We start from the raw sequence: 22,081 nt of genomic DNA, 5'->3' as shown, positions 1-22,081 counted from the left end.
TTTACTTCCATTACTAATATGGAAACGCGGCCCCGACGTTCCGCAGAAGGCTGTGCAATCCGAGTATAGGCGTCAATAACAAAGCTAATTAGGGAAAATCGAGTAGGAGGCTACTCATTTGTGAGTAGCCGACCTCTCACCTATGAAAAACTGCAAGTCCCAATTTGCGAATAAATGAACGAAGTCCAACTAAACCTAAAAATGCCAACACTAAGCTAAACCAGGCTACTTTGTTTTTTTAGCCTGGTTTAGCTTATAGCTTTGGGTTCATCTTCTATCCGACTCCTCCAAGCCATTCCTCACTCGTTACTATCGGTTCTTCTGACATCATTTCAAGCGCTTCAACAACTTCGCTCAGCTCGGGCATAGCGTATTCATTCGCGTTTTTTTCCATACGCTTGAGCTTGCGTTCAAGCAGGTCTCGCCGCAGATCCCTGTATTCTTCTTTACGACTTAACACCGCCCAAATGACGTGGAGAAGTTTACGAGCAGTTGCAACAATCGCAACCTTATGCCCCTTTTTTTCCTTCAGCGCTAGATAAAACAAACGCAATTTTCCAGGGCTTTGTACCGCTCGTTGGGCACACTGGACCAGAATCCAACGCAGTGTACTCCGGCCTTCCTTGGTAATGTTACCGGTATAGTACGTTTTCCCCGATTGATGGACCGAAGGGACCAACCCACTGTATGAAGCCAATTTTTTGGGAGAGGAGAAACGTGAAATATCTCCGACCTCAGCAAGGATGGTCAAGGCGCTTAGTACAGATATCCCAGGTATACCCATAAGCAAGTGTACGCTTGGGTTCTCTTTCGCCCTTGCATGCAAATCTGCTTCCAGAGCCGCCATTTCTTTCTGGACCGAATCCAGCATACGTAGCGACGAACAGACAATAATTTGCTCAGTCGTCGGCAGCATGACTTTCTCTAGAAATTTCCTTCCACCCTTCCCAAATAAATCGCTCCATGGCGATTGAATTCCGCTCCGAATCAATGCAGCATGTATTTTATTTTTAAGCATTGTCCGAATTTTCGCGAGCCTTATCCGGTGATGAAGTAAGACTCTTAACTGGTACTCGTCCTTCGATGGAACCCAACTTTCTGGGATAAAATCAGCTGCGAGCAACTGCGCTAGAATCTGGGCATCCAATGCGACTGTTTTTACACGAGCTTCTGCGATTGCTCGCGTCTTAAGAGGATTCGCGACAACGACTTGCCCGGGATATTCGGATAAGATATCATGAATCCAAAAGGCGTTGCTGGTCGCTTCGAGAACGATGCGAGTATTGGGATCTAGGGTTTGGCCGAACTCCTCCCAAGCTTCGCGTGTGTTAGCGATCCGGAATCGTCTTTTTTTCTTATCGGTGCCGATTTCACATCCTTCCGCATATTTTTGATGTACATCCAAACCAATAAACCGCATTTCCCTTCCCTCCCCTTAATACAATTACAGGCGGAGTTGCTTGTACATTCACCTATCCGTGGGCTATGCCACAACTGGGTGAGGCGAGGAGGCGGTTAAACACACCAACGGGCTTATTTCATCCCAGCGAGAGGGCAACCGCCCCGCCTGCAGCCTTCTCCGAAACCCTGTCTCCATTGTAACAAGAACGGGCCGGTACGTTTATCATACCAACACACCACCGTACATGCGGGTCCGCATACGGCGGTTCCAAAAGGTTAACAAAGTTCCAGGTAACGTGAAAGCAAACTTTTCAGCCCTTTCGCTTCCCAATAGGAATTCGGAAGGGCATTGTTCGTGTTCCGGGACATTTCCCATGCGCTTCTCCGTGAGTTGGCCATTGTAAAACATGCCCACTCCAGCACCCCAAGTGCCCGTAGTTCACGGATTCGTGTACGTACTCGTTTCCATTGCTTCCACTGACACATTCGAAGTCTTCTCCGAATCCACTGGTCCAGTTTATGGAGGTGCGTCTTTGCCGAGCTAGACGGAAATAGCCGATCCAACCCATTAGATAGAAGGCGAGAGTGCGGAGACGAGATGGTTATTTTTATTCCTGCTTAAATCAACTATAATGGGGGATAGCTTTATCATTCGTAGGGAGAAGGTTGAGAAGTGTCGCTACGCAATTGGAAATATACACCGCTGCTGTTGATGCTGATTTTCCCGGTGCTCGGCAAGATGTATGCATGGGTCAACAAGCCGAGAGGCAAAGTCTATCATTTGATGACCTCATGGGATAACGCCATCCCTTTCGTCAAATATTTTGCACTACCTTATTCCGTTTGGATCTTTTATATTTATCTATGTCTTTACTATTTCTTCAAGAACGATTTGCGTGTGTATTACCGTGCTTTGTTGATTTATACCGTATGCGCATGCATTTGTTACGGGATTTACTCTGTAGTTCAAACAACGGTGCCACGCCCCGAGTTGGTGGGCCATGACGTCTTTACCTTGATCGTGCGTTTTGTGTACCACCGGGACCAGCCGTTCAATTGTTTCCCCAGTATCCATGTGTTCTCCAGCTACATGGTGTTTCGCCTAACCGCCAGCAGCGGCTTCCGGAACAAATGGAACATGCTCCTGATCGGGGGGATGTCCGGGATGATTATATTATCCACGCTGTTCATCAAGCAGCATGCGATTCTCGACGGCCTTGCCGGCATTATGCTAGTTGAAATTGTATTGGCTGCCGTTCTGCTGGTGGAGCACTTCTTCACCCGCAGCAGCAGCACTCCCCAAGAGCGTTCTTTCGAAGATAGTCCTCGAAGCACCTGAAGCTCCTTCCGCAGATAAGCGAAGGGGGCTAACCGAAGGGTCAAAACCGTGAAAGGCTACATCCATGCGTATAAAACGGGTGGTCTTTCTGCTTTACAAATGAATTATTCACCAGGTGCGCTTTTCTTTTTCAACTTTTGTGCCATATACATTACACCACCCCTGCTCATGACATAAGCTTTTCTCATCAGCTTTATGAAAGACACCGGCATCCAGTATGGCGGCAAAGGCTCTCAGGTGAAGGTGAATCCGCGCTGAGGCAACACAGATAGTCATAGAAACAGCTAAAGACAAAGCCGCCAGTGGCTTTGTCTTTTTTGATAAAAATATATATGCGCCGCTGACCCATTAGCCTTCTGGTTTTTGCCACTTTCGAGCTCAGTTACTCAACAGACACCTCAGTTACTACTCTCCTCTGCCTTCATGACCGGCACAGGTTGTTCTGCAGCCTCGTAGGCACGGAGCACAGAATCTAGTAGTCCCGGAAAACGTGCATTCAAGTCCTCGGTGCGCAGGGACAACATACGCTGGGTACCTTGAACACGGGTATGGATAACCCCTGCCTCGCGCAGCGTCCGGGCATGGTGGGACAGCGTGGATTTGGCGACCGGCACGTTGAAGCCGTTGCAGGCCTGTTCGCCATTGTGTTGGATATCTGAAATGATAGATAAGCGAATGGGGTCACTGAGCGCATACAGTACGGAGGCTAGCTGAATGTCCTTACGGTCCGGATGAAATAGTATCTTCATGGATCAATATCCCCTTTAGAGTACAGATAGATGCCACAAATAATAGTGCTCCTAATTGCATTTTATATCAACCCATGCTATATTTCAAATGTTCGATGATAATCGAAATATAAAACATAAAAAAGGAGTGGCCATCACATGGACTCATTAACGAATACCTCCGCTACAGCGGAAGAGAAGGATTCATCAGTGGAAGCCACTCTTCCCAGAGAAGGGCTGCTGACGCTTCTGTTCAGTGTTGCGGTTGTTCTCGTCATTATGAATACGGCGATGTTCAATCTGGCACTGCCTGATGTGACGGAGTCGTTTGGCATCTCTGCCTCCGCCGCTTCCTGGATCGTGACCGGATATTCCATTATGTTCTCCATTGCTTCAATTACTTACAGCAGACTCTCTGACTTCCTGCCGATCCGCAGGCTGCTGACGATTGGCCTGCTGACACTCGGTTTCGCGGCGGTTGCCGGATTCCTCAGCACGAACTTCATCTTCCTCTTGATTGTCCGTATCGTGCAGGCTTCCGGGGCCGGGGCCGTGATGTCATTGTCTCTGGTGCTGTTCACCCGGTATGTTCCGCTGGACCGCCGCGGTAAGGCGATGGCTACCATAATGTCTGCAGTTTCGCTTGGTCTGGGGCTCGGTCCCGTTGCGGGCGGAGCCATTACCCAGTACTTCGGCTGGAACTGGCTGTTTGCCATTACTGCGTTTATTCTGCTGCTTGTACCGCTGTTTCTGGTTCTGCTGCCAAAGGAACTGCCGACCCGGGGCTCTTTTGACGCCGTCGGAGGGATCTTCCTCGGAATCGGCACCACCGGGCTTCTGCTGTTCCTGACCAGTGGGCTGTGGATGGCTCTGGTTGCCGGCATTGCCGCCATTTTCTTGTTCATCAGCCGGATCCGCACCACCCCTGATCCGTTTGTCATGCCTGCTCTTTTCAAGAACCGATCCTACCTGGTGCTCTCTCTGGTCGGGATTGCCTCATACCTGTGCAGCTTTGCAACACTGTTCCTGCTTCCACAGATTCTGGTTCACCGATTTGGCTTCAGCGCAAGCCATGCCGGATTTGTGATTTTCCCCGGCTCCCTGCTGGCCATTGTTGTATCCCGAGCGGTAGGCCGGATCATTGACCGTTTCGGCAACGGGGGTATTCTGCGTTTTGTGCCGCTGCTTGTGCTGACGGCTACCATTCTATTTGCCCTGTTCGCCGGACATTCATGGGTGGCAGTGATGTTCGTATACATGATTATGAGTCTAGCCTTCACAACGCTGTCCAGCAGTGTATCCAATGAAATCTCCCGTATCTTGCCTTCCTCCCAGATTGGTTCCGGGATGGGACTGTTCCAGCTACTGCAGTTCTTCAGTGGCGCCTTCGGTGTCGCCATGGCTGCCAGTGCGCTGGAATGGCAGCGTGGACTCTCCCTGTCTGCGGCTTACTCCAATATTTACTGGGGACTTTCCATTGCCGCACTCATCGCCATTGCCTCTGCTTTTGCGTACCGCCGGAGCAACGGGAATGGGATGGAGGATATGGTTGAGGCATGAGCGGATCATCAGGCAATATATATACAAAAATACCCTGCAGCTCCAACAGCTGCAGGGCAAGCCTGATTAAGAGTGACCGGATACCCCGGATGAGTGAACATCCGGCTCATGGCCCTCTTTTGAATAGTTGATTGAATTGTCATGAAGCACTCCGGCTCTAAACTACCAGAACCTCTGCATTCTTATCGCACTCCGCACATTTCGCCGGGGGATCCCAGTCAGAGAACTCGGTTTCCTTCAGATCCACAATATCCGGTGCATCCTCGAACTCGTCCACAAATTTGTCGATAGCCAGCTCTACATGTTCCTTACACACTACATACATTCGATCAAGCATCCCTTTCTGTGCCGCTGCGGCATATACTCCTTCTACTGTTCTACCACACTTCCCCGCAAAAAGGAACTCCCTCCGCAGAGTTTATACACTCTCCACAAACTTCTGAATATCATCCGCGATCAGTGTCAATGCATCCCGCCAGAACTCTGGTGAATTCACATCAATATCCATCAGTCTCGCGGCATCTGTGATGGTGCTTTTACCCGTTGCTGCCAGGAAAGAGCGGTACCGGTCTACGAATGCTTCGCCCTGCTTCTTATACTGCGCGTACAGTCCCTTGGAGAACAGCAGTCCGAAGGAATAAGGGAAATTCAGAAATTCATTGCCTGCCATATAATATCCGGCTTTGCTGATCCATTGGTAAGGATGAATCGTGTCAGGGTTAATGCTATCCCCATATGCAGCTACCATCGATTCATGCATCAGGTCATTCAGTTCTTGGACGGAGAGAACACCCGAGAGTCTTCGTTCATACAGCCTGCTCTCGAACAAGTAACGGGCATAGAAATCGACAATGTAATATCCGGCATCGGACAGGCTCCGTTCCAGAATGGAGAGGGTCTCGCTTTCAGGTGCCACCTTCCGCAGCTCCTGGTGAATGAGACTTTCGCAAAAAATCGACGCTGTCTCGGCAATCGGCACCGGATAGTCTGTATTCACCATAGTTTCACCGGTAAGACAGCTGCTATGGTAGGCATGCCCGATTTCGTGCGCCAGTATACTGATATCGATATAATTCCCCGTAATGCTGGTGATGATCCGGCTCTCTCCGATCGGAAAAATATCGACGCACAAGCCGAAGTTGCCCTTGCCCGTTCTCGGCTCAGCATCGATCCAGCGCTGCCGGAACACCTTGCCGGCGAATTCGCCCAGTTCTGCGCTGAATGCACTGAAGCCGGAGACGATCACATCTCTCGCTTCCCGGTAGGTTACTTTGGCTGAACTCTCCCCGGCTACCGGAGCAAAAACATCATAAAACGGAAGCTGGCCGGAATGGCCGAGCATCTCTGCTTTTTTCAAATAGTACTTATGGAAGACTGGAAGACTCTCCTTAATGGCATTCAGCATTACGGTCAGTGTCTTCTGGTCCATTCTCGATGCGGTCAGTACTTTATGCAGTGGTGAATCATACCCTCTCAGCTCATAGACTGCAGCCGCTTCTCCGCTAACCGAATTTAGGCAGGCCGCACTCTGTTCCGCTACACTCCGGCACGCTTCGTGCTCAGCTTCATAAGCTGCTTGTCTAACTAATACGTCCCCGTCATAGACGAGATTCCGCAATTCTGCAAGGGACATGTTCTGAGCTTCTCCACCGATCCTGATATCCACCCGCAGTCTGGATAATGTCTGCATATACAGCCGCTCCCAGGCTTTGGAACCGGTACGTTGCATCCTCGCAATGACCGCTTCCGCCTCTTCCCCGAGCCAATGAGCAGATTGCCGCTGCAACCCGTACAGATAGAACTCATGCTCGGCAAGGTAAGCGGACGAAGCTAGGATGGTATTCAGATCTGTGATTTTTGCCAGCCACTTGCTGAAGTCCGCATGAACCTCCCCCGCAGCCAGTGCCGTGTCCTCAAGCTCATCCATTCGGTTCACTGCATCCATATTGCTGCTGTCTACGCTGAACCTAAGCTCCGCATAGCTAAATAGACAGAGGTAGACACTTTTGTAAGCATTATATTCCTTCAGAAATTGCTCGATGGCTTGCGCTGTTTCTCTATCGTTATGTGTACGGTTATGCAGATGTTCAGCAGACCATCTCTTCAATCTCTCAGCAGACTCTGCCAGAAGCTCACGGTCCTGATTGAACTTCTCCGACTCAAAAGAAGGGTATAGGCTTTCCAGCTCCCACGATAAATCCATTATTTAATCTCTCCTTATTTGAGAAGCGCGGAAATATATTATGATATCTTATCTTATAGAGCAGCAGAACTCACATGCTTCCACCTCATTCGGTAATATGGGTAATCCATCCAATAGTATCATGCTACCATATATTTTCAAAAAAAAGCTCCCTCCGCCCAAAACCGGGCGAAAGAAGCCTTGTAAGATCAATATGACTTAATCCCCTGCCCGCTTCGTAAGGAACTCAGCCGGACGGTCCAGCTCATATAGTCTGCGGTAACGGGCTTCACGGGCCATCAGCTCTGCATGGGTGCCGCGCATCTCCACAACCCCATTCTCCATGAAAATCACTTCATCCATCTGCTCTGCGCCCACCAGATGGTGGGTTACCCAGATCAGCGTCTTATCTGCCATCGCACCAAACATCGTTGCCAGCAGTTCACGCTCCGTACGCGGATCAAGTCCGACCGTCGGCTCATCAAGCACGACAACCGGAGTATTCTGCAACAGAATACGGGCGAGGGCAATCCGCTGGCGTTCCCCGCCGGAGAAACGCTGGCCGGCTTCACGCACCGGAGTATCATAACCCTCTGGCAGTGAAGAGATCAGATTGTCCAATTGGGCCAGTTCTCCGGCCCGTTTGACCTCTGCGTCCGAAGCCTCAGGGTTGCCCAGCCGGATATTGTTCGCCACCGTTGTGTCGAACAAATGCGGGCTCTGGTTAAGGACAGCAATCAGCTTCGGAATGTTCTCCCCGTAGGCGGAAGCGTCGATGCCATTGATTACGGCAGACCCGATAGAAGGTCTGATCACACCTTGAATCACTTTCAGCAGCGTCGACTTGCCCGCTCCGCTGCGGCCGATAATAGCAACCTTTCGTCCCTGCGGAATGGCGAGAGTCAGATCCTGAATCGACCAGTCGTCTCCGGAAGCATAACGGTATCCTGCATTCTTCAACTGAATATGTGCCTGCCGGGTCTCCCTGATCGCCTTAGTGGCAGCTTCTGCAAGTGCTCTTTCCTCCGCGCTGCTTGCTTCATCAGCCTCGGAGGGATCTCCCCCGGCTGACTCTACTTGATTCAGACGCTCCAGAGAATTACGGTACTGCGGAATCTTCTCTACCGCATCAGAGACCGGCAGGAAAGCATCTGCCACCGGGAACACTACCAGTACGAACGCCGCAATCAGTGTTCCGGCGATGGCGCCGCTCTGATACTCTCCGGCAGCCCAGTAGATTACAGATACGACAGCGATCCCGACAACGGCCTGTCCGAGGAACATCCGGATACGCGCCCATCTGCGGAGTGCTCCGTCGGTATGGGCAACCCGTTTCTCGTCTGCCTCGTAAGTGGCAACGAACTGGCTCTGCCGTCCGCTGATCACCCAATCCCCCATCCCGAGGACAGCATCGGTCAGCTTCTGATAGAGCCGGTTGCGTTCCTGCTTCACCATCCGTTGCCGCGACTGCGTGAGCAGCAGCGAGATCAGCGGGAGGACAATGACAATGACCAGCATGTAGAGCCCCATCAACAGTGCAAAGGCTACATCAAATGTACCCAGTGAGCTAATCGCAGCCGCATAGATCAAGAGAGCGATAATACTTGGAAATACGGTACGTAAGTACACATTCTGCAAATATTCAATATCATCAGCGAGCATACCCAGAATATCCCCGGTACGGAAGCGCGAAGACAGGAACAGTGCCTGCGGCTCCAGAATGTTGTATAGCCGGATACGCATCTTAGAGAGAATCCGCAATATCGTATCATGCGAGACCAGGCGCTCCACATAGTGAATTACCGCCCGGCTTGTCCCGAAGGTACGCACGCCGACAATCGGCACGTAGATCATCAGAATATTTTCCGGCGGGATGGATGCCTTGGAGATCAGGAACCCGGAGGTATACATCAGGGAGGAGGCTGAGAAAATAGTCAGCGCACCCAGGATGATAATCAGCAGAAACCGCCAGAAATAGGAATTGAAATAGGGAGCAAACCATCCTTCACGTTTCAATGGATTCCCTCCAATTGACTTTGAATAAGCTCATAATAGGCACCCCTGCGGGCTACCAGCTCTTGGTGTGTGCCAACCTCGGCCACTTGTCCCTGCTGCATAACGACAATGAGATCCATATCAATCATCCAGTGCAGCCGGTGGGTAGCCAAGAACACCAGCTTCCCTTCAAAAAGCGGGAGCATGGTTTCCTTCAGCTCATACTCCGTCTCAATATCCAGATGAGCGGTCGGCTCATCCAGCAGCATGACCGGCCGGCTGCTTAGCAGTGCGCGGGCCAATGCTACACGCTGCTCCTGGCCGCCGCTTAGTGAACGCCCTCCACCGCCAATCATTTCATCCAGTCCATTCGGGAGTGACGCAGCCAGCTTCGATAATCCAGCAGCGGCAATCACTTCACCCACCGCTTCATTCGTAGCATCAGGGTAATAGAACCGTACATTATCTGCGAGTGTTCCGCTGAAAATATACGGCCGCTGCGGAATATAGGCGGTCTGCTTGCGCCATCCCTCATCGGTTAACGCACTCACCTGGTTACCGTTCACTTCAATCGTACCGGACGTAGGATGCAGGAAGCCACCCAGGATATCCACCAGGGTGGACTTACCTGCACCACTTTCGCCAATAATGCCGATCTTGGCATTCCCTCTGAACGCCAGATCCACACCGGAGAGCGAAGCAATACCATCGGCTTCATATTTCACGCCCACCTGATGTAGTGCAAGGACACTGTCCTTCTGCCAAGTGAATACATCCCTGAATGGAACAGCTCCGGAAGCCGAAGTACCTGCAACGTCACTTGTTACCGTTCCAGCTTTGTCTCCAGTTCCAGCTTCAGCTATGACACCAGCCGAATTCAGCAGTTTGGCTTCCACTGCCTCCCGGTCAATAATACTCTTCATCGCTTCTCCCGCTTCCTTGCCATCAAGAGTAGCATGGAAGTCCGCTCCGACCAGGCGGACCGGCAGGAAATATTCCGGTGCCAGGATCAGAATGGTTAGTCCAGTGACCAATGTCATCTGTTCATTCACCAGACGGAGGCCGAGGCTTACCGCTACTGAAGCCACAGACAGCATCGTGAAGAAGTCCATGGCGAACGAGGACAGAAAAGCTACGCGAAGCGTACGCATGGTCGCGGAACGGTAGCGGTCACTAACTGCCGCTATACTCTCGCTATGACTGCGGCTGCGCCCGAGAAACTTCAGCGTTTCCAGACCACGCAGCGAATCCACGAAGTGATTGGACAGCGTGCGGTACGATTTCAATTGACGGTCCATCTGCTTGCGGGCCGTCATCCCGATCAGAATCATAAAGACAATAATGATCGGCATCGTCAACGTAAGAATAACACCGCTTGAGGTGTCCTGAGTGTAGACGTACACCAGCAGCAGGGCCGGTGTGACCGCCATCCCCACCATCCGCGGAATAATCAGTTCCAGGTACGTCCGGAACTTCGTGACTCCTTCAAGCACAAGCGTAACCAGATCTCCGGTCCCCCGGTCGCCTGCCAGCCTTGGTCCCAGCTGGAACAGCTTGTCCATCATCTGTCTCCGCATGCTGCTGCCAGTAGCTTCCGCGAAGCGGTAAGACACACGGCTCATCAGCAGGGCACTGGCATGGCGCACCAGAAACGCAAGAAGGAACAAGAGCGATTTCGCCCCTTGTTCCTTCAGCGGTTCCCCCGCAAATAGCGAAGAGACAACTTCTGCCAGCGACTTCGCCAGCAGAAGAATGGACAGGCTTTGCACCAGGGTAAGGAAGCCCACGATCAGAAAGACCGGCTTAACTCCTTTATACCCAAGCAAATTTTTATCCATTAGTATTCAAGATGCTCCTTCTCGTGAACCCGTTTATGGAAGACGAAGTAGCTCCAGATCTGATAGCCCAGCACGAACGGCAGCAGCGACAGCGCCACAATCGTCATCACCTTCAAGGAATAATGGCCGGAAGCTGCATTCGTAATCGTCAGATTAAAGGCTTGATCCAGCGAACTGATCATCACCCGCGGGAAGAGTCCGACAAAGATAGAGATTACCGACAAGGCCATCACCGCACCCGTCATCCCGAAGGCGAGCCCGTCTTTCTTCTTACTCATGAAATAGCCGGACAGCACATAAGCAGCAATTCCCAGAATTACAATTACGAACAGCAGTGCTCCCCGTTTCTCAAATACATCTGTCATGTAATAAGTCATTACCACAAAAGCGAGCAGCAGCGCAGCCAGCGGGAACAGCAGCTTCTGTGCCAGCTTGCGGGCACGTTCCTGCAGATCCCCTACCGTTCGAAGCGTAGTGAACATCAATCCGTGCACCAGGCAGAGCATCACTACAGTAATACCAGCCACTACAGTATAACCATTTACAATATCGAAGAATCCGGCATACATCTGCATATCCCCGTCGATCGGCAGCCCCTTGATGAAGCTGGCGAACACTACGGCAAGCAGGAACGGCGGCAGGAAGCTTCCGAAAAAGATGCAGACATCCCAGGTTCTTTTCCAAGCCAGCGAGTCCCGTTTGCCTCTGAATTCAAAGGCGACACCGCGGGCAATCAGCGCCAGCAGCGCAAACACGAAAGGAATGTAGAATCCACTGAAAAGCGTTGCATACCAGTGCGGGAAAGCGGCGAACATTGCACCTGCACCTGTAATCAGCCATACTTCATTCGCATCCCAGAATGGCCCGATCGAGTTGATCAGCACCCGGCGCTCCGTATCATTCTTCGCCAGAATCTGAGTTTCCATCCCTACGCCGAAGTCAAAGCCTTCCAGGAAAAAGAAGCCGACAAACAGCACAGCAATCAGCACAAACCACAATTCATTAAGAGAAAGCATGGGATCCCTCCTTGTTATACGGATCATGGGATTCGCCGTGATCGTTATCCATGGCGTAAGGACCTTTTTTGATCACCTTGATGAACAAGCCAACCAGTACCAAACCAAGAATGGCGTAGATTGCTGTAAAAGAAATGACCGAGAATAACACCTGTCCGCTCGTAATATTAGGCGATACACTATCCTTTGTAGTCATTAACCCAAATACCGTCCACGGCTGTCTTCCCATCTCGGTCATAATCCAGCCCGATGTATTAGCAATCGGCGGAAGCAGCAGCCCCCAGAACATAAAGCGCATGAACCAGGTGTTCGGGCGTTCCATCTTCTTGCGCCACATCAGGTAGATGGCGTACACTCCCAGCAGAATCATAAGCGAGCCTGCAGCAACCATGATCCGGAAGCTCCAGAAGGTCGTGCGCACCGGTGGAATATAATCCCCAGGACCATATGCTTTTTCATATTCAGCCTGCAGCGTATTCATCCCTTTAACAGATCCCGAAAACTTACTGTAAGAGAGAAAGCTCAGCATATATGGAATTTTCACTTCATGAGAGCTTATTTTATTCTCTGGATCAATCGTCGCAAAAACTGTCCATGCAGCAGGGTCTCCACTGTCATCCCACAGTCCTTCGGAAGCAGCCATCTTCATCGGTTGAGTCCCAACCAGATATTGCGCCTGGGCATGACCCGCAATGGCTACACCGAACGATGAAATGATACCGACAATCGCAGCAATCTCAAATGATTTGCGGAAGAAGGAAACATCCTGCTTCTTCAGCAATTTATATGCGCTAATTCCCGTGACCAGGAAGGCGCCTGTAGCGTATGCGGCGAGAACTGTATGCGGGAACTCGACCAGTAATTGTCCATTGGTAATCAATGCCCATATATCATTCATTTCAGCCCGTCCATTATTGATAGCAAAACCTACCGGATGCTGCATGAACGAGTTGGCCAGTAGAATCCAGAAAGCCGACAGCATGGTGCCGAGCGCTACCAGCCAGATCGAGACCAGGTGGACACGTTTGGATACCTTATCCCAGCCGAAAATCCAAATTCCAATAAACGTAGATTCCAGAAAGAAAGCAAGCAGCGCTTCAATCGCTAGTGGAGCTCCAAATACATCCCCGACAAAACGCGAGTAGTCAGACCAGTTCATACCGAACTGAAATTCCTGCAGAATCCCTGTTACAACGCCCACAGCGAAGTTAATCAGGAAAAGCTTTCCCCAGAACTGCGCCATTCTTTTGTACTCATCATTGCCTTTTCTGACATACATCGTCTCCATGATTGCAATCAAGAGCGCGAGTCCAATTGATACTGGTACAAAGAAATAATGAAAAATTGTCGTCGACGCAAATTGTAATCGCGACAGCATCACTGTATCCATATTTCTCCCCTTCCTTCTCCCATTCGATATGTCTATTTTGTCAAAAATTCAAAGGGTTAAGTGTGATATTTATCACATTATACACCCTATTCAGGCTTAAAATTCAATAAATTTGTGACAAATATCACAATATTGCGTCCTGAAAGCAAAAAAAATAAGACGGTTTCACCGTCTTGAATGTGTTTATTATTCTATAGAAGCTTGACTCATAAAGGCATTGGTTAGGTAATGGAAATACCCTTCTTCAGCGATTTCAAATCGCCATTGGAATTGAGCAGCAGTGGCAGCATCTTCATACTGCGCTCCATCGGGGAGTGACAGAGACGGCAAGAAGGCGCATGTTCAAATGCGAAATTATCCCTCATCCATCCATTACATCCATCGTTGGTACAGGCCCAAATTGCGGTATTTTCTTCCGGTACTTCCTCCAAAGGCTTCTTCCGGTAGTTCATTGCCGTTCCTCCCTTCCTTTATGTCACAAGTTGAGAATCCAGACAAGTAGAAACGACATTGCCGCCCTTGATGTTAAGGACGGCAACCGTTTCACGAGAAATATAAGGGACCGATATTGCATGAAGCATATAATTCCTTATATTTGAAAAAAAGACCGTCCCAACTTTCACAAGCGGGGACGGTACCTTCTATTATTACAGTTTTACAACGTTTTCGGCTTGTGGTCCGCGGTTGCCTTGAACAACGTTGAATTCAACGCGTTGGCCTTCGTCCAAAGTTTTGAAGCCGTCGCCAGTGATTGCGCTGAAGTGAACGAATACGTCGCTTCCGCCTTCAACTTCGATGAAACCGAATCCTTTTTCTGCGTTGAACCATTTAACTGTACCTGTTTGCATGTGTGTTACCTCCACAAATTTAAATTAATATGTTCTTTTTATCTTCAAACAAAGAAAAAATTCACACATTGAGAAAGGTTGTAATCCATTTGACAGCCCTTTTCAATACGAGAATTAGGTATCAATTGTATGATTAATTTCATGTTACCACACCTCAATAACAAAGGCAAGCTGTCCCATCCGAATTTCTCCGTTTTTTCACTATTTAGGTTAACCTTCCAATGTAAGGGCTGCCAGTCGGCCGAAATTGTACAATCTTGATTCCAGTACTATCTTTTACCCCATTTTCACAACTTAGAAACGGCTGCCGCTCATAAATTATAAATCATTTATAGGGCGGCGCCGCTCCCTCATGTGACTGCCTCTATATTATATACTGCCCAAAAGACTTTTATTCCTCTGGCTTCTCCAGAAGTTTTACTGTAACCTGCTTCAGGGCCCCATTGCGGTAAAAGGTGATTTTAAGATCATCACCGATCTTGGTATGATCGTACAGATATTTGCGCAGTGCCAGTGTAGATGTAATGGATTGATCATCAAACTTCGTAATCACATCATTGAACTGCAGGCCCGCATCCTTAGCAGGTCCAACTGCATCCAGAACGACAACCCCGTCCTTCACGCTGGTGGGCAGATTCAGCTCCTTACGCTGGTCCTCCGCCAATGGCACATAAGGATTATTAAGATCCACTGAATATACACCTAAGTAGGAGCGGGAGATTTTACCTTTAGCTGCAAGTTCATCCGCCGTTTCCATTACATGATTGGCCGGAATCGCAAAACCGAGCCCTTCCACGCCTGTGTCGGAGATCTTCATCGTATTAATGCCGATCACCTTTCCATCCAAATCCACCAGAGCCCCGCCGCTGTTGCCCTCGTTGATGGCAGCATCCGTCTGAATGACTTCCTGCTCCCAGTCATACACACCATCCTGATTTAGCGATACAGGAATGGTCCGCTCCGTATAGCTGACGATCCCAGAGGTTAGTGTATCTCCAAGCCCCAGGGGATTGCCGATAGCAATGACGGTCTCTCCCAGCCGGAGCTTGGAGGAATCGCCGATCTGGGCGATGGTGTTAATCCCCCCTCCATCAATGGAGAGCACTGCTATATCGCTTACTTTATCCGCGCCAACAAGTGCTGCTTTGCGGGTCTCCCCGTTAACCGTAACAACTTCCAGTTTGGCCGCACCTTCGATCACATGGTTGTTCGTAATAATAAATGCCTTGCCGTCTTCTTTCTTATAAATAACTCCCGAACCCAGTGCGGACTCATCGAGAATATTAAGTTCCTTGTTATCTTTCTTATGATTAATAATGCTCACAACCGCCGGGCGTACAAGGGCGGCGGCCTGAATAATCCGTTCATAGGGATCACCACTGCTTGCAGCAACCTTACCGATTACCACCGTTGATTCGGCTTTCTCATGGGTCAGCTGTCCGGTCACCAGACTGAACAGAAGCACCGCTGTCACAGCACTGACTATAGAGCAGATCATAGCTACCTGCCATGTAGCCAGGTTCCTCCGCGATCTGCGGGGCCATTTGTGCCCGCCTCGTTCGCTTGAGGCATCAATCTTTCTGCTTCTGCGCCGTGACACTTTCGTTGAATAGAAATCATCGTCAAACAGTCCCACCGTTACATCCTCTCCCCTCTATTGCTACTGCATTCAATACCTGAACGCCAAGCAACCACGCCCGAGTTTACCTCATCTTCTCTTAGACTCCAGGAAGAACTAAAAGGTTTCATTTTATTATTTCACCCTAAAAGTACGGGGGCAAAGCACATAGGACGTCTAGAATTCTTGCAAGCTAGCGTTATCTGTCATTTTTCAGGAATATTTCGCAGCATAAATGCCTACAATAATAGAAACCATGTTGCCAAAGTCCGTCTTACGCTTACTATTTAATTGTATCACACGCAGATGTTACACCGTGTTTTTTCTGCCGTAAAAACCATGTAAATTATTACATGCAAGGAGGGGTATAGCTTGGAATCTTTTTCAGCCAGTATGGATCTTGTGCAGTTTATCGGTAAATTGGGTGATCTTAAGGATGAGCACTATCATTTGGTTCTGGTTCAGAGCGCCTTGATCGAACTTCTGATTGATAAGGGCTTCTTCTCCCGCCAAGAGCTGGAACGCAAGATTACGGAAATGGACCAGCTTATGACTGGCTCACCTTATCCCATGGCGTAGGCCGGTCATAGTAGGTGTCACAGAGCCTGAATTCACTGTCTTTGAAAAAACAGCCCCGGTCCTCCATCGCAACGCGAACAGACATTTTGGCCAAGTCCATCATATTGTGATCCCGGCTCAAATGTGCCAGATACGTGCGTTTGGTCCGCCCGGTAAGAATTTCACTCAGCGCCGCACCTGCCGCCTCATTAGACAAATGGCCCAGGTCACCTAAAATCCGCCGCTTCGTGTTCCAGGGGTACCGTCCCATTCTCAGCATTTCAATATCATGATTGGCTTCCAGTACAAGCACATCGGCATCTGAGATCGCCGTACGCACTTTATCGCTCACATAACCCAGATCTGTCGCCACACACAGCTTCTCTTTGCCATCGTAAAAGTTATACCCCACTGGCTCAGCCGCGTCATGCGAGATCGCAAATGACTCTACCCGCATACTGCCAAAATCCCTATTCTGCCCCGTCTCCAGAATGACCCGGTTCTGCTCGGCAATCGTGCCGATGCCCTTCTCAATCGCTCCCCAGGTACTCATGTTGGCATAGATCGGAAGATCATATTTGCGCGCCATTGCCCCGAGTCCCTTAATGTGATCGGAATGCTCATGCGTAACTAGAATTCCATCGATATCCTGTCCGGTCAGCTCGCGCATAGCCAGCAGCTCATCAATCCGCTTCGCGCTAAGCCCGGCGTCAATCATCAGTGTCGTTTCCCCGTTGCGCACCACCGTCACATTACCGGTAGAACCGCTGGACAGCACTGTAAATGATATTCCCATTCTCTCTCCTGCTCCTTCTACTCTGTTGTCTTAGGACTGATTATGTCCGCGCTAATGGCATCTACATAATAGGCATTGCCATTCTCCAGCATGAACCGCCACATTGGCGAAGCCACCTGGCTCTCGGAGTTGAATAGCTCGCCGTAATATCCCAGCTCAATCTCCTTAACCACCGAATTCGCCGGAAAATACTTCTCAATTAGGCTGCTGAGCGCCTGCGATGCCGGAAGCACCTTCTGATCAGTATCACTCATTGTAGTTACCATCTCAATCTTCGGCCACCGGAAAGCCACGATCTTCTGATCACTGTTAATCAGCTCCAGTCTAACCCTGAACAGTGACCATTTCTTATCTACCAGCGGGTGCAGCACGAACTTGCCTACCTCACTTTCCTGGGCATCAAAACGATAATTGGATATATCGGGGATCTGCCCCTCCAGCGCCGTACTAAGCTCGGTAAACGAGGAATAGATCAGCTTGCTGTCTATCGGCTCTTTAAGCTCTACAGGAGGTTCGTTCTGCTCCTCACCGGAATAGTGATACGTAAGATCCGGCAACTGGGGGGTTGCAGCCGGAATTGGACATAGAATACGAATGTTCTTCTCTTCCATGACAGCCTGCGTTGCCTTCGACAAGGAGGTGAAATCAAGGTTGGCGCTGGCCTGATCACGCAGATCCATCCAAAGCTGATAGCACAGCAACAGATTCAATACCAGAAAGGCGTATATCAGCACATTTTTTGCTCTTCCCCAGTCCATACCTTCCCTCCTAAACGTTTTGTAACTATATTGGTTGAACTTTAAGATTCTCATATTAATTCTGATCGTCATACAGGGAATGTTTGGACTTCCGCCGCTGTCGTCTGCACTTCTACCGTTTAATAATGTATATAGCTTCGGAACCCTAATTCAGCGTAAGCACGGTGCCGTCCTTAAGCGTAACCCGCCATACCGGAATCAGCTGAAGCTTCTCCCCTTTGACAGCAGGCACATACACCGGAGTCAAATCCTTCACCGCAGAAGCCTGGCTAATTTGTGCCAATTGGCCCTCCAGCCTTTCCCCGAATGATAAATCTACGATCCGCTTGACCGCCTTGTCCTCTTCCACAAACATCAGGGAACGTTCATAGGATGATACGGTTCCTTGCTGAAGCTCCAGATTAATCACTCCGTATTGCAGCTTCGGCTGGCTGATAATCGGATAGGAGCCATAGGGAGAAGAACCATAGAACTGTTGAAAAGATACCTTGCGTTCCTGCCTGCCCTCTTCTGTTGCAGCCAGCCGGTAAGTTCCATTCCAGCCCCCGTGCTCATTCACAAAATCAACGGCCTCCAGGGCATCCTTAGCCGGAGTGCTGTCCCCAGCGGGAAGGGCAGCCGGATCACTATAGCTCATCCAGTTCTGTTCTTGATCGACCTGAAGACTGCGTTTGCTGTCTGTATAAATTTCGGAGCCGTCTTTTTCCGGAATATATCGGGTACTGCCTGCATCAAAAAAGAGATTGCTCTGCATCTGCTGAATCGTATACATGCCGGAGGGCATTTCGACTTCAACCATCGATACTTTGGCATCCGGCACATAATAATCGCCGTTCACTGCTTTGTAATTGGTCAGGTTATTGCCGAAATCGACATGCTGCTGCACATCCTGCACGGTGAGGTCGGCCTTGGCCGCTTCATAGACAATGTCGCCCCGGGTACTGAAGAAGACCGCGTGTGCTTTGGAATCATTTTTCATATTATAAATCCAAATCCTGTCGATGCTTTCCCCTTCAAACAGGGAATCGGGTGACAACTGCATGACCCGCTGCAGCAGGGTTACGGGAATTCCTGCACCAAAGGACAGCTCAATCCCCGGATTTTCATTCCGGATCTTATCCCAGTCGAAGTCTTGCACGGACCGCCGCTGAAAGCTCTCAAAGCTCCGGCCCTTCAGGCGGTTAAGGATGAGATTATAAAATGTCGTATTGGGATAAAAAAGCGTATGCTTGCTCTCCCCCATATGAATAATCATTTTATCGGGATAGAGCAGGTTCTCCACCTTCTCCTCCGGCCCCATATTGTCTGTCTTCACATATAAATTCTCCGACATGACCGCTGAATCGCTGCCCGGCAACCGGTAGATCAGATAATAGCTCTCTACAAGACTCCCAAATACAAGCAGCGCAAGAACCCAGGATTTCACCTTTTCCTTCATGACTCACTCCCCCTCTCCTGCTTCAATGGCAGTGTAAAGGTGACCAGTGAGCCCTCATTCAGCTCCGATTGAAGGGAAATTGAGCCGCCATGTGCTTTGACAATTTCCCGGGCAATGGACAGTCCCAGGCCTGTGCCTCCCATGTTACGGGAACGGGCCTTGTCCACTCTATAGAAACGCTCAAAGATGCGCTCAATATCCTTCTTCGGGATGCCGATTCCAGAATCCCGGACAGAAACAGCCAGCATCCCCTCTTCATTCTTCAGGGCTTCGAGCTGAATCGTCCCGCCCTCCGGTGTATATTTCAGCGCATTGGAGACCAGATTGCCCAGCACCTGATCGATTTGATCACGGTCGAGCCAAGCGCTCTCGACCTCTTTGCGGACTCTGGTGCTGATATGAATCCGTTTCTGGCGGATTTGAAAAGAGAAGCGGTCCGCCACATCCTCCAGCATCTCGGAAATATCGGTCTGCTGAATACGCAGGCTGGATTCCTTCGAATCCAGACGTGAGAGATGCAGAAGATCCGTAACCAGGCGGATCATCCGCTCCGTCTCATTGCGGATGACCCCAACGAACCGCACGGCAAGCTGCGGATCTTCAAGTGCGCCGTCATCCAGTGCCTCAACATAGCTCTTGATGGTCGTTAGCGGTGTCCGCAGCTCATGCGACACATTCGCTACAAACTCACGGCGCGACTCTTCCAGATTCTCCTGCTCGGTCACATCCTGCAGGACCGCTATCGTACCCGCGATCCCTCTGCCCTCCCGCCGGTGTATAGGCGTGAAGGTAACACGCACAATGTTGGGATCTCCTCCGCCCATTGGCGACAGATGGAGCATTGCAGACTGGGCATTACCCTGAGCAAGGGAGCCTGACTGCTCATGATCCAAGCCGAGCAGCTCGTCCAAGGGAGCACCCTCCGGGAGCGGACCTTCTGAACCCAGCATATCTGCTGCCCGGGTATTCATCAGAATAACCCCGCCACTCTCATCGGTAGCGACAACACCGTCACTCATATTCGCCAGAATGGAAGCCAGCTTCTCTTTCTCCTCTTCATTCTGAGAGAGAGCTTCCCGCAATCTTCCAGTCATATAATTAAAAGCCTGACTTAGCTGGCCTATCTCATCGTTGCCGAAAACCGGCATTTTGCGGTTGAAGCGTCCTTCGGCTACCGCCGTGGCGTGCCGGGTCATTTCCTTAATCGGATGTGTGATCGTATGCGCCAGAATAACGCCCAGAACGGCCGTCAGCGCCAGTGCCAGCAGCAGTCCGGAGAGGAATACGCTGTTGATCCGGCTCATGGTGGCATACAGATCTTTCATGTCAGCAGCAATATAGATCGCTCCTACCACTTTGTCCCCGGAAAGCACGGGCTTGGCGACTACCTTCTTGCGCACATTATCATCCGCTATAATATACTCCTCATTGTCGCTGATTCCCTGAAGAGCGCGGCTGACCACTGTCTGGGTGTTGCGCTGGCCGACATAGTCATTCTGCGAAGGAACCGAAGTGGTGATGATCTTACCGCTTGCATCCAGCACCTGAATCTCGGCACCATTGATATACAAATTGTTGACCATACCGCGCAGACTTTCTACTGCAGTCTCTTCATCTGCGGTTCCGGCCTCACTGCCGAATTTATCGGCGGTCAGAATCGAGAGCATCTCCGCGCGCGCCTTGAGGTCCTTGGTGAAATTATCAGTGAGTGAATTCTTCATCGAGCTGACAAAATATACGCCAATCAGTTGCATCGCGATCAGAATCAGCAGTACATAAATGATTATAAGCCTGGCCTGTATCGTCCGGAAAAAGGACAGTCCCTTCATCACAACCCTCCGCTTTTGGGGCTATGCATCAAATAACCAAGTCCGCGCCGGGTAAAAATATATTCCGGTTTGCTGGGATTCTCCTCAATTTTCTCTCTCAGACGGCGGATCGTTACATCAACGGTCCGCACATCCCCGAAATACTCGAAGCCCCATACGGCCTGCAGCAAATGCTCCCGGGTCATTACCTTGCCGGCGTGGCGAATCATATAATAGAGCAGTTCATACTCACGGTGCGTCAGATCAAGCGGCTCGCCTTCCTTATAGACCATGTACATGTCCGTATCCACAAACAGGCCAAAATGCTGTACCCCCTGCTTGCTTTCCAGTTGTTCACTCTGTGCTTCCGACGGTACCGGCTTATGCTGGCGCCGCATTTGCGCCTTGACTCTCGCCAGCAGTTCCCGCGTACTGAAAGGCTTGGTTACATAATCATCTGCTCCAAGCTCCAGGCCCAGCACCTTGTCGATCTCCCCATCTTTGGCGGTAAGCATAATAATCGGGATATCCAGATGAGCTGAACGCACCTCACGGCAGACATCCATGCCATCTTTGCCGGGAAGCATAAGGTCGAGCAGCATCAGGTCGGGCCGTTTGGACAAGGCAAGCTCTACTGCACTGTTTCCGTCAAAGGCGCAGATTACTTCATAGCCCTCTTTTTCCAAATTGAATTTCAATATATCAGCAATAGGCTGTTCATCGTCTACTACCAGAATCGTCCCCATCTGCATATGCTCCGCTTCACCTTTCTAACCATACTTATCATTGATTCTCTTATTTTAGCATA

General features: G+C 50.2%; 19 protein-coding genes and 1 pseudogene. 3 read left to right on the top strand and 17 right to left on the bottom strand.

Annotated elements, in window-relative coordinates:
* Positions 1-274: 274 nt before the first annotated feature.
* Both A3842_RS05705 and A3842_RS05700 read right to left on the bottom strand, forming a co-directional pair.
* Positions 275-1,420 (bottom strand): IS110 family RNA-guided transposase, encoded by a 1,146-nt coding sequence (locus A3842_RS05705; protein WP_074100730.1) that lies wholly within the window; start codon positions 1,418-1,420, stop codon positions 275-277.
* A 257-nt stretch (positions 1,421-1,677) separates the two neighbouring features.
* A pseudogene (locus tag A3842_RS05700) lies at positions 1,678-1,976 on the bottom strand (group II intron maturase-specific domain-containing protein); the annotation flags it as partial.
* Positions 1,977-2,074: 98 nt separating this feature from the next.
* Here A3842_RS05700 and A3842_RS05695 point away from each other — a divergent pair.
* The gene (locus A3842_RS05695; RefSeq protein ID WP_074086444.1) at positions 2,075-2,740 is read left to right on the top strand and encodes a phosphatase PAP2 family protein; all 666 of its coding nucleotides are present in this window, start codon (positions 2,075-2,077) and stop codon (positions 2,738-2,740) included.
* Between the two features lie 398 nt (positions 2,741-3,138).
* Here A3842_RS05695 and A3842_RS05690 read toward each other — a convergent pair whose 3' ends face one another.
* A complete protein-coding gene (locus A3842_RS05690) occupies positions 3,139-3,489 on the bottom strand; it encodes an ArsR/SmtB family transcription factor (RefSeq protein ID WP_074086445.1) in 351 nt (116 codons plus the stop codon).
* Positions 3,490-3,627: 138 nt separating this feature from the next.
* Here A3842_RS05690 and A3842_RS05685 point away from each other — a divergent pair, with 138 nt between their 5' ends.
* Entirely contained in the window at positions 3,628-5,028 is a 1,401-nt protein-coding gene (locus A3842_RS05685; protein WP_074100729.1) for an MFS transporter, read from the top strand.
* Positions 5,029-5,185: 157 nt separating this feature from the next.
* On the opposite strand, the gene A3842_RS05680 is transcribed toward A3842_RS05685, so the two are convergent.
* The 9 genes from A3842_RS05680 to A3842_RS05640 form a co-directional block, all read right to left on the bottom strand.
* Positions 5,186-5,353 (bottom strand): CxxH/CxxC protein, encoded by a 168-nt coding sequence (locus A3842_RS05680; RefSeq protein WP_074086447.1) that lies wholly within the window; start codon positions 5,351-5,353, stop codon positions 5,186-5,188.
* A 93-nt stretch (positions 5,354-5,446) separates the two neighbouring features.
* Entirely contained in the window at positions 5,447-7,231 is a 1,785-nt protein-coding gene (locus A3842_RS05675; RefSeq protein WP_074100728.1) for a M3 family oligoendopeptidase, read from the bottom strand.
* 198 nt (positions 7,232-7,429) lie between these two features.
* Positions 7,430-9,226: a thiol reductant ABC exporter subunit CydC gene (gene cydC / locus A3842_RS05670; protein ID WP_074100727.1), complete on the bottom strand. Its 1,797-nt coding sequence runs from the start codon at positions 9,224-9,226 to the stop codon at positions 7,430-7,432.
* A complete protein-coding gene (gene cydD / locus A3842_RS05665; RefSeq protein WP_074100726.1) occupies positions 9,223-11,043 on the bottom strand; it encodes a thiol reductant ABC exporter subunit CydD in 1,821 nt (606 codons plus the stop codon). Before cydD ends, cydC begins: the two co-directional genes overlap by 4 nt.
* A complete protein-coding gene (cydB, locus tag A3842_RS05660) occupies positions 11,043-12,059 on the bottom strand; it encodes a cytochrome d ubiquinol oxidase subunit II (RefSeq protein WP_074086451.1) in 1,017 nt (338 codons plus the stop codon). Before cydB ends, cydD begins: the two co-directional genes overlap by 1 nt.
* Positions 12,046-13,449, bottom strand: a complete 1,404-nt coding sequence (locus A3842_RS05655) for a cytochrome ubiquinol oxidase subunit I (RefSeq protein WP_074086452.1) — start codon at positions 13,447-13,449, stop codon at positions 12,046-12,048. The genes cydB and A3842_RS05655 overlap by 14 nt, the downstream gene beginning before the upstream one ends.
* A gap of 221 nt (positions 13,450-13,670) precedes the next feature.
* Positions 13,671-13,901: a cold-shock protein gene (locus A3842_RS05650; RefSeq protein WP_074086453.1), complete on the bottom strand. Its 231-nt coding sequence runs from the start codon at positions 13,899-13,901 to the stop codon at positions 13,671-13,673.
* Positions 13,902-14,096: 195 nt separating this feature from the next.
* Positions 14,097-14,297 carry a cold-shock protein gene (locus A3842_RS05645; RefSeq protein WP_019914582.1) on the bottom strand — a complete coding sequence of 67 codons (201 nt, stop codon included), beginning with the start codon at positions 14,295-14,297 and terminating at the stop codon, positions 14,097-14,099.
* Positions 14,298-14,688: 391 nt separating this feature from the next.
* Positions 14,689-15,933, bottom strand: coding sequence for a S1C family serine protease (locus A3842_RS05640; RefSeq protein ID WP_074086454.1), 1,245 nt, complete (start codon positions 15,931-15,933; stop codon positions 14,689-14,691).
* A 354-nt stretch (positions 15,934-16,287) separates the two neighbouring features.
* Here A3842_RS05640 and A3842_RS05635 point away from each other — a divergent pair, with 354 nt between their 5' ends.
* Entirely contained in the window at positions 16,288-16,494 is a 207-nt protein-coding gene (locus A3842_RS05635) for a hypothetical protein (RefSeq protein ID WP_074086455.1), read from the top strand.
* On the opposite strand, the gene A3842_RS05630 is transcribed toward A3842_RS05635, so the two are convergent.
* The 5 genes from A3842_RS05630 to yycF form a co-directional block, all read right to left on the bottom strand.
* Positions 16,463-17,269 carry an MBL fold metallo-hydrolase gene (locus A3842_RS05630; RefSeq protein ID WP_074100725.1) on the bottom strand — a complete coding sequence of 269 codons (807 nt, stop codon included), beginning with the start codon at positions 17,267-17,269 and terminating at the stop codon, positions 16,463-16,465. The genes A3842_RS05635 and A3842_RS05630 overlap by 32 nt on opposite strands.
* A 17-nt stretch (positions 17,270-17,286) precedes the next feature.
* Entirely contained in the window at positions 17,287-18,027 is a 741-nt protein-coding gene (gene yycI, locus A3842_RS05625) for a two-component system regulatory protein YycI (protein ID WP_074086457.1), read from the bottom strand.
* A 145-nt stretch (positions 18,028-18,172) separates the two neighbouring features.
* Positions 18,173-19,465 (bottom strand): YycH family regulatory protein, encoded by a 1,293-nt coding sequence (locus A3842_RS05620; protein ID WP_074086458.1) that lies wholly within the window; start codon positions 19,463-19,465, stop codon positions 18,173-18,175.
* Positions 19,462-21,294: a cell wall metabolism sensor histidine kinase WalK gene (walK, locus tag A3842_RS05615; protein ID WP_074086459.1), complete on the bottom strand. Its 1,833-nt coding sequence runs from the start codon at positions 21,292-21,294 to the stop codon at positions 19,462-19,464. The genes A3842_RS05620 and walK overlap by 4 nt, the downstream gene beginning before the upstream one ends.
* The gene (gene yycF, locus A3842_RS05610) at positions 21,294-22,025 is read right to left on the bottom strand and encodes a response regulator YycF (RefSeq protein ID WP_074086460.1); all 732 of its coding nucleotides are present in this window, start codon (positions 22,023-22,025) and stop codon (positions 21,294-21,296) included. Before yycF ends, walK begins: the two co-directional genes overlap by 1 nt.
* Between the last annotated feature and the right edge of the window lie 56 nt (positions 22,026-22,081).

This window comes from Paenibacillus sp. P3E (genome assembly GCF_001909045.1).
In the GTDB taxonomy this organism is placed as follows: Bacteria; Bacillota; Bacilli; order Paenibacillales; family Paenibacillaceae; genus Paenibacillus_AQ; species Paenibacillus_AQ helianthi.
The sequence above is the reverse complement of the archived record's forward strand: the minus strand, read 5'-3'. Positions and strand labels throughout refer to the sequence as shown.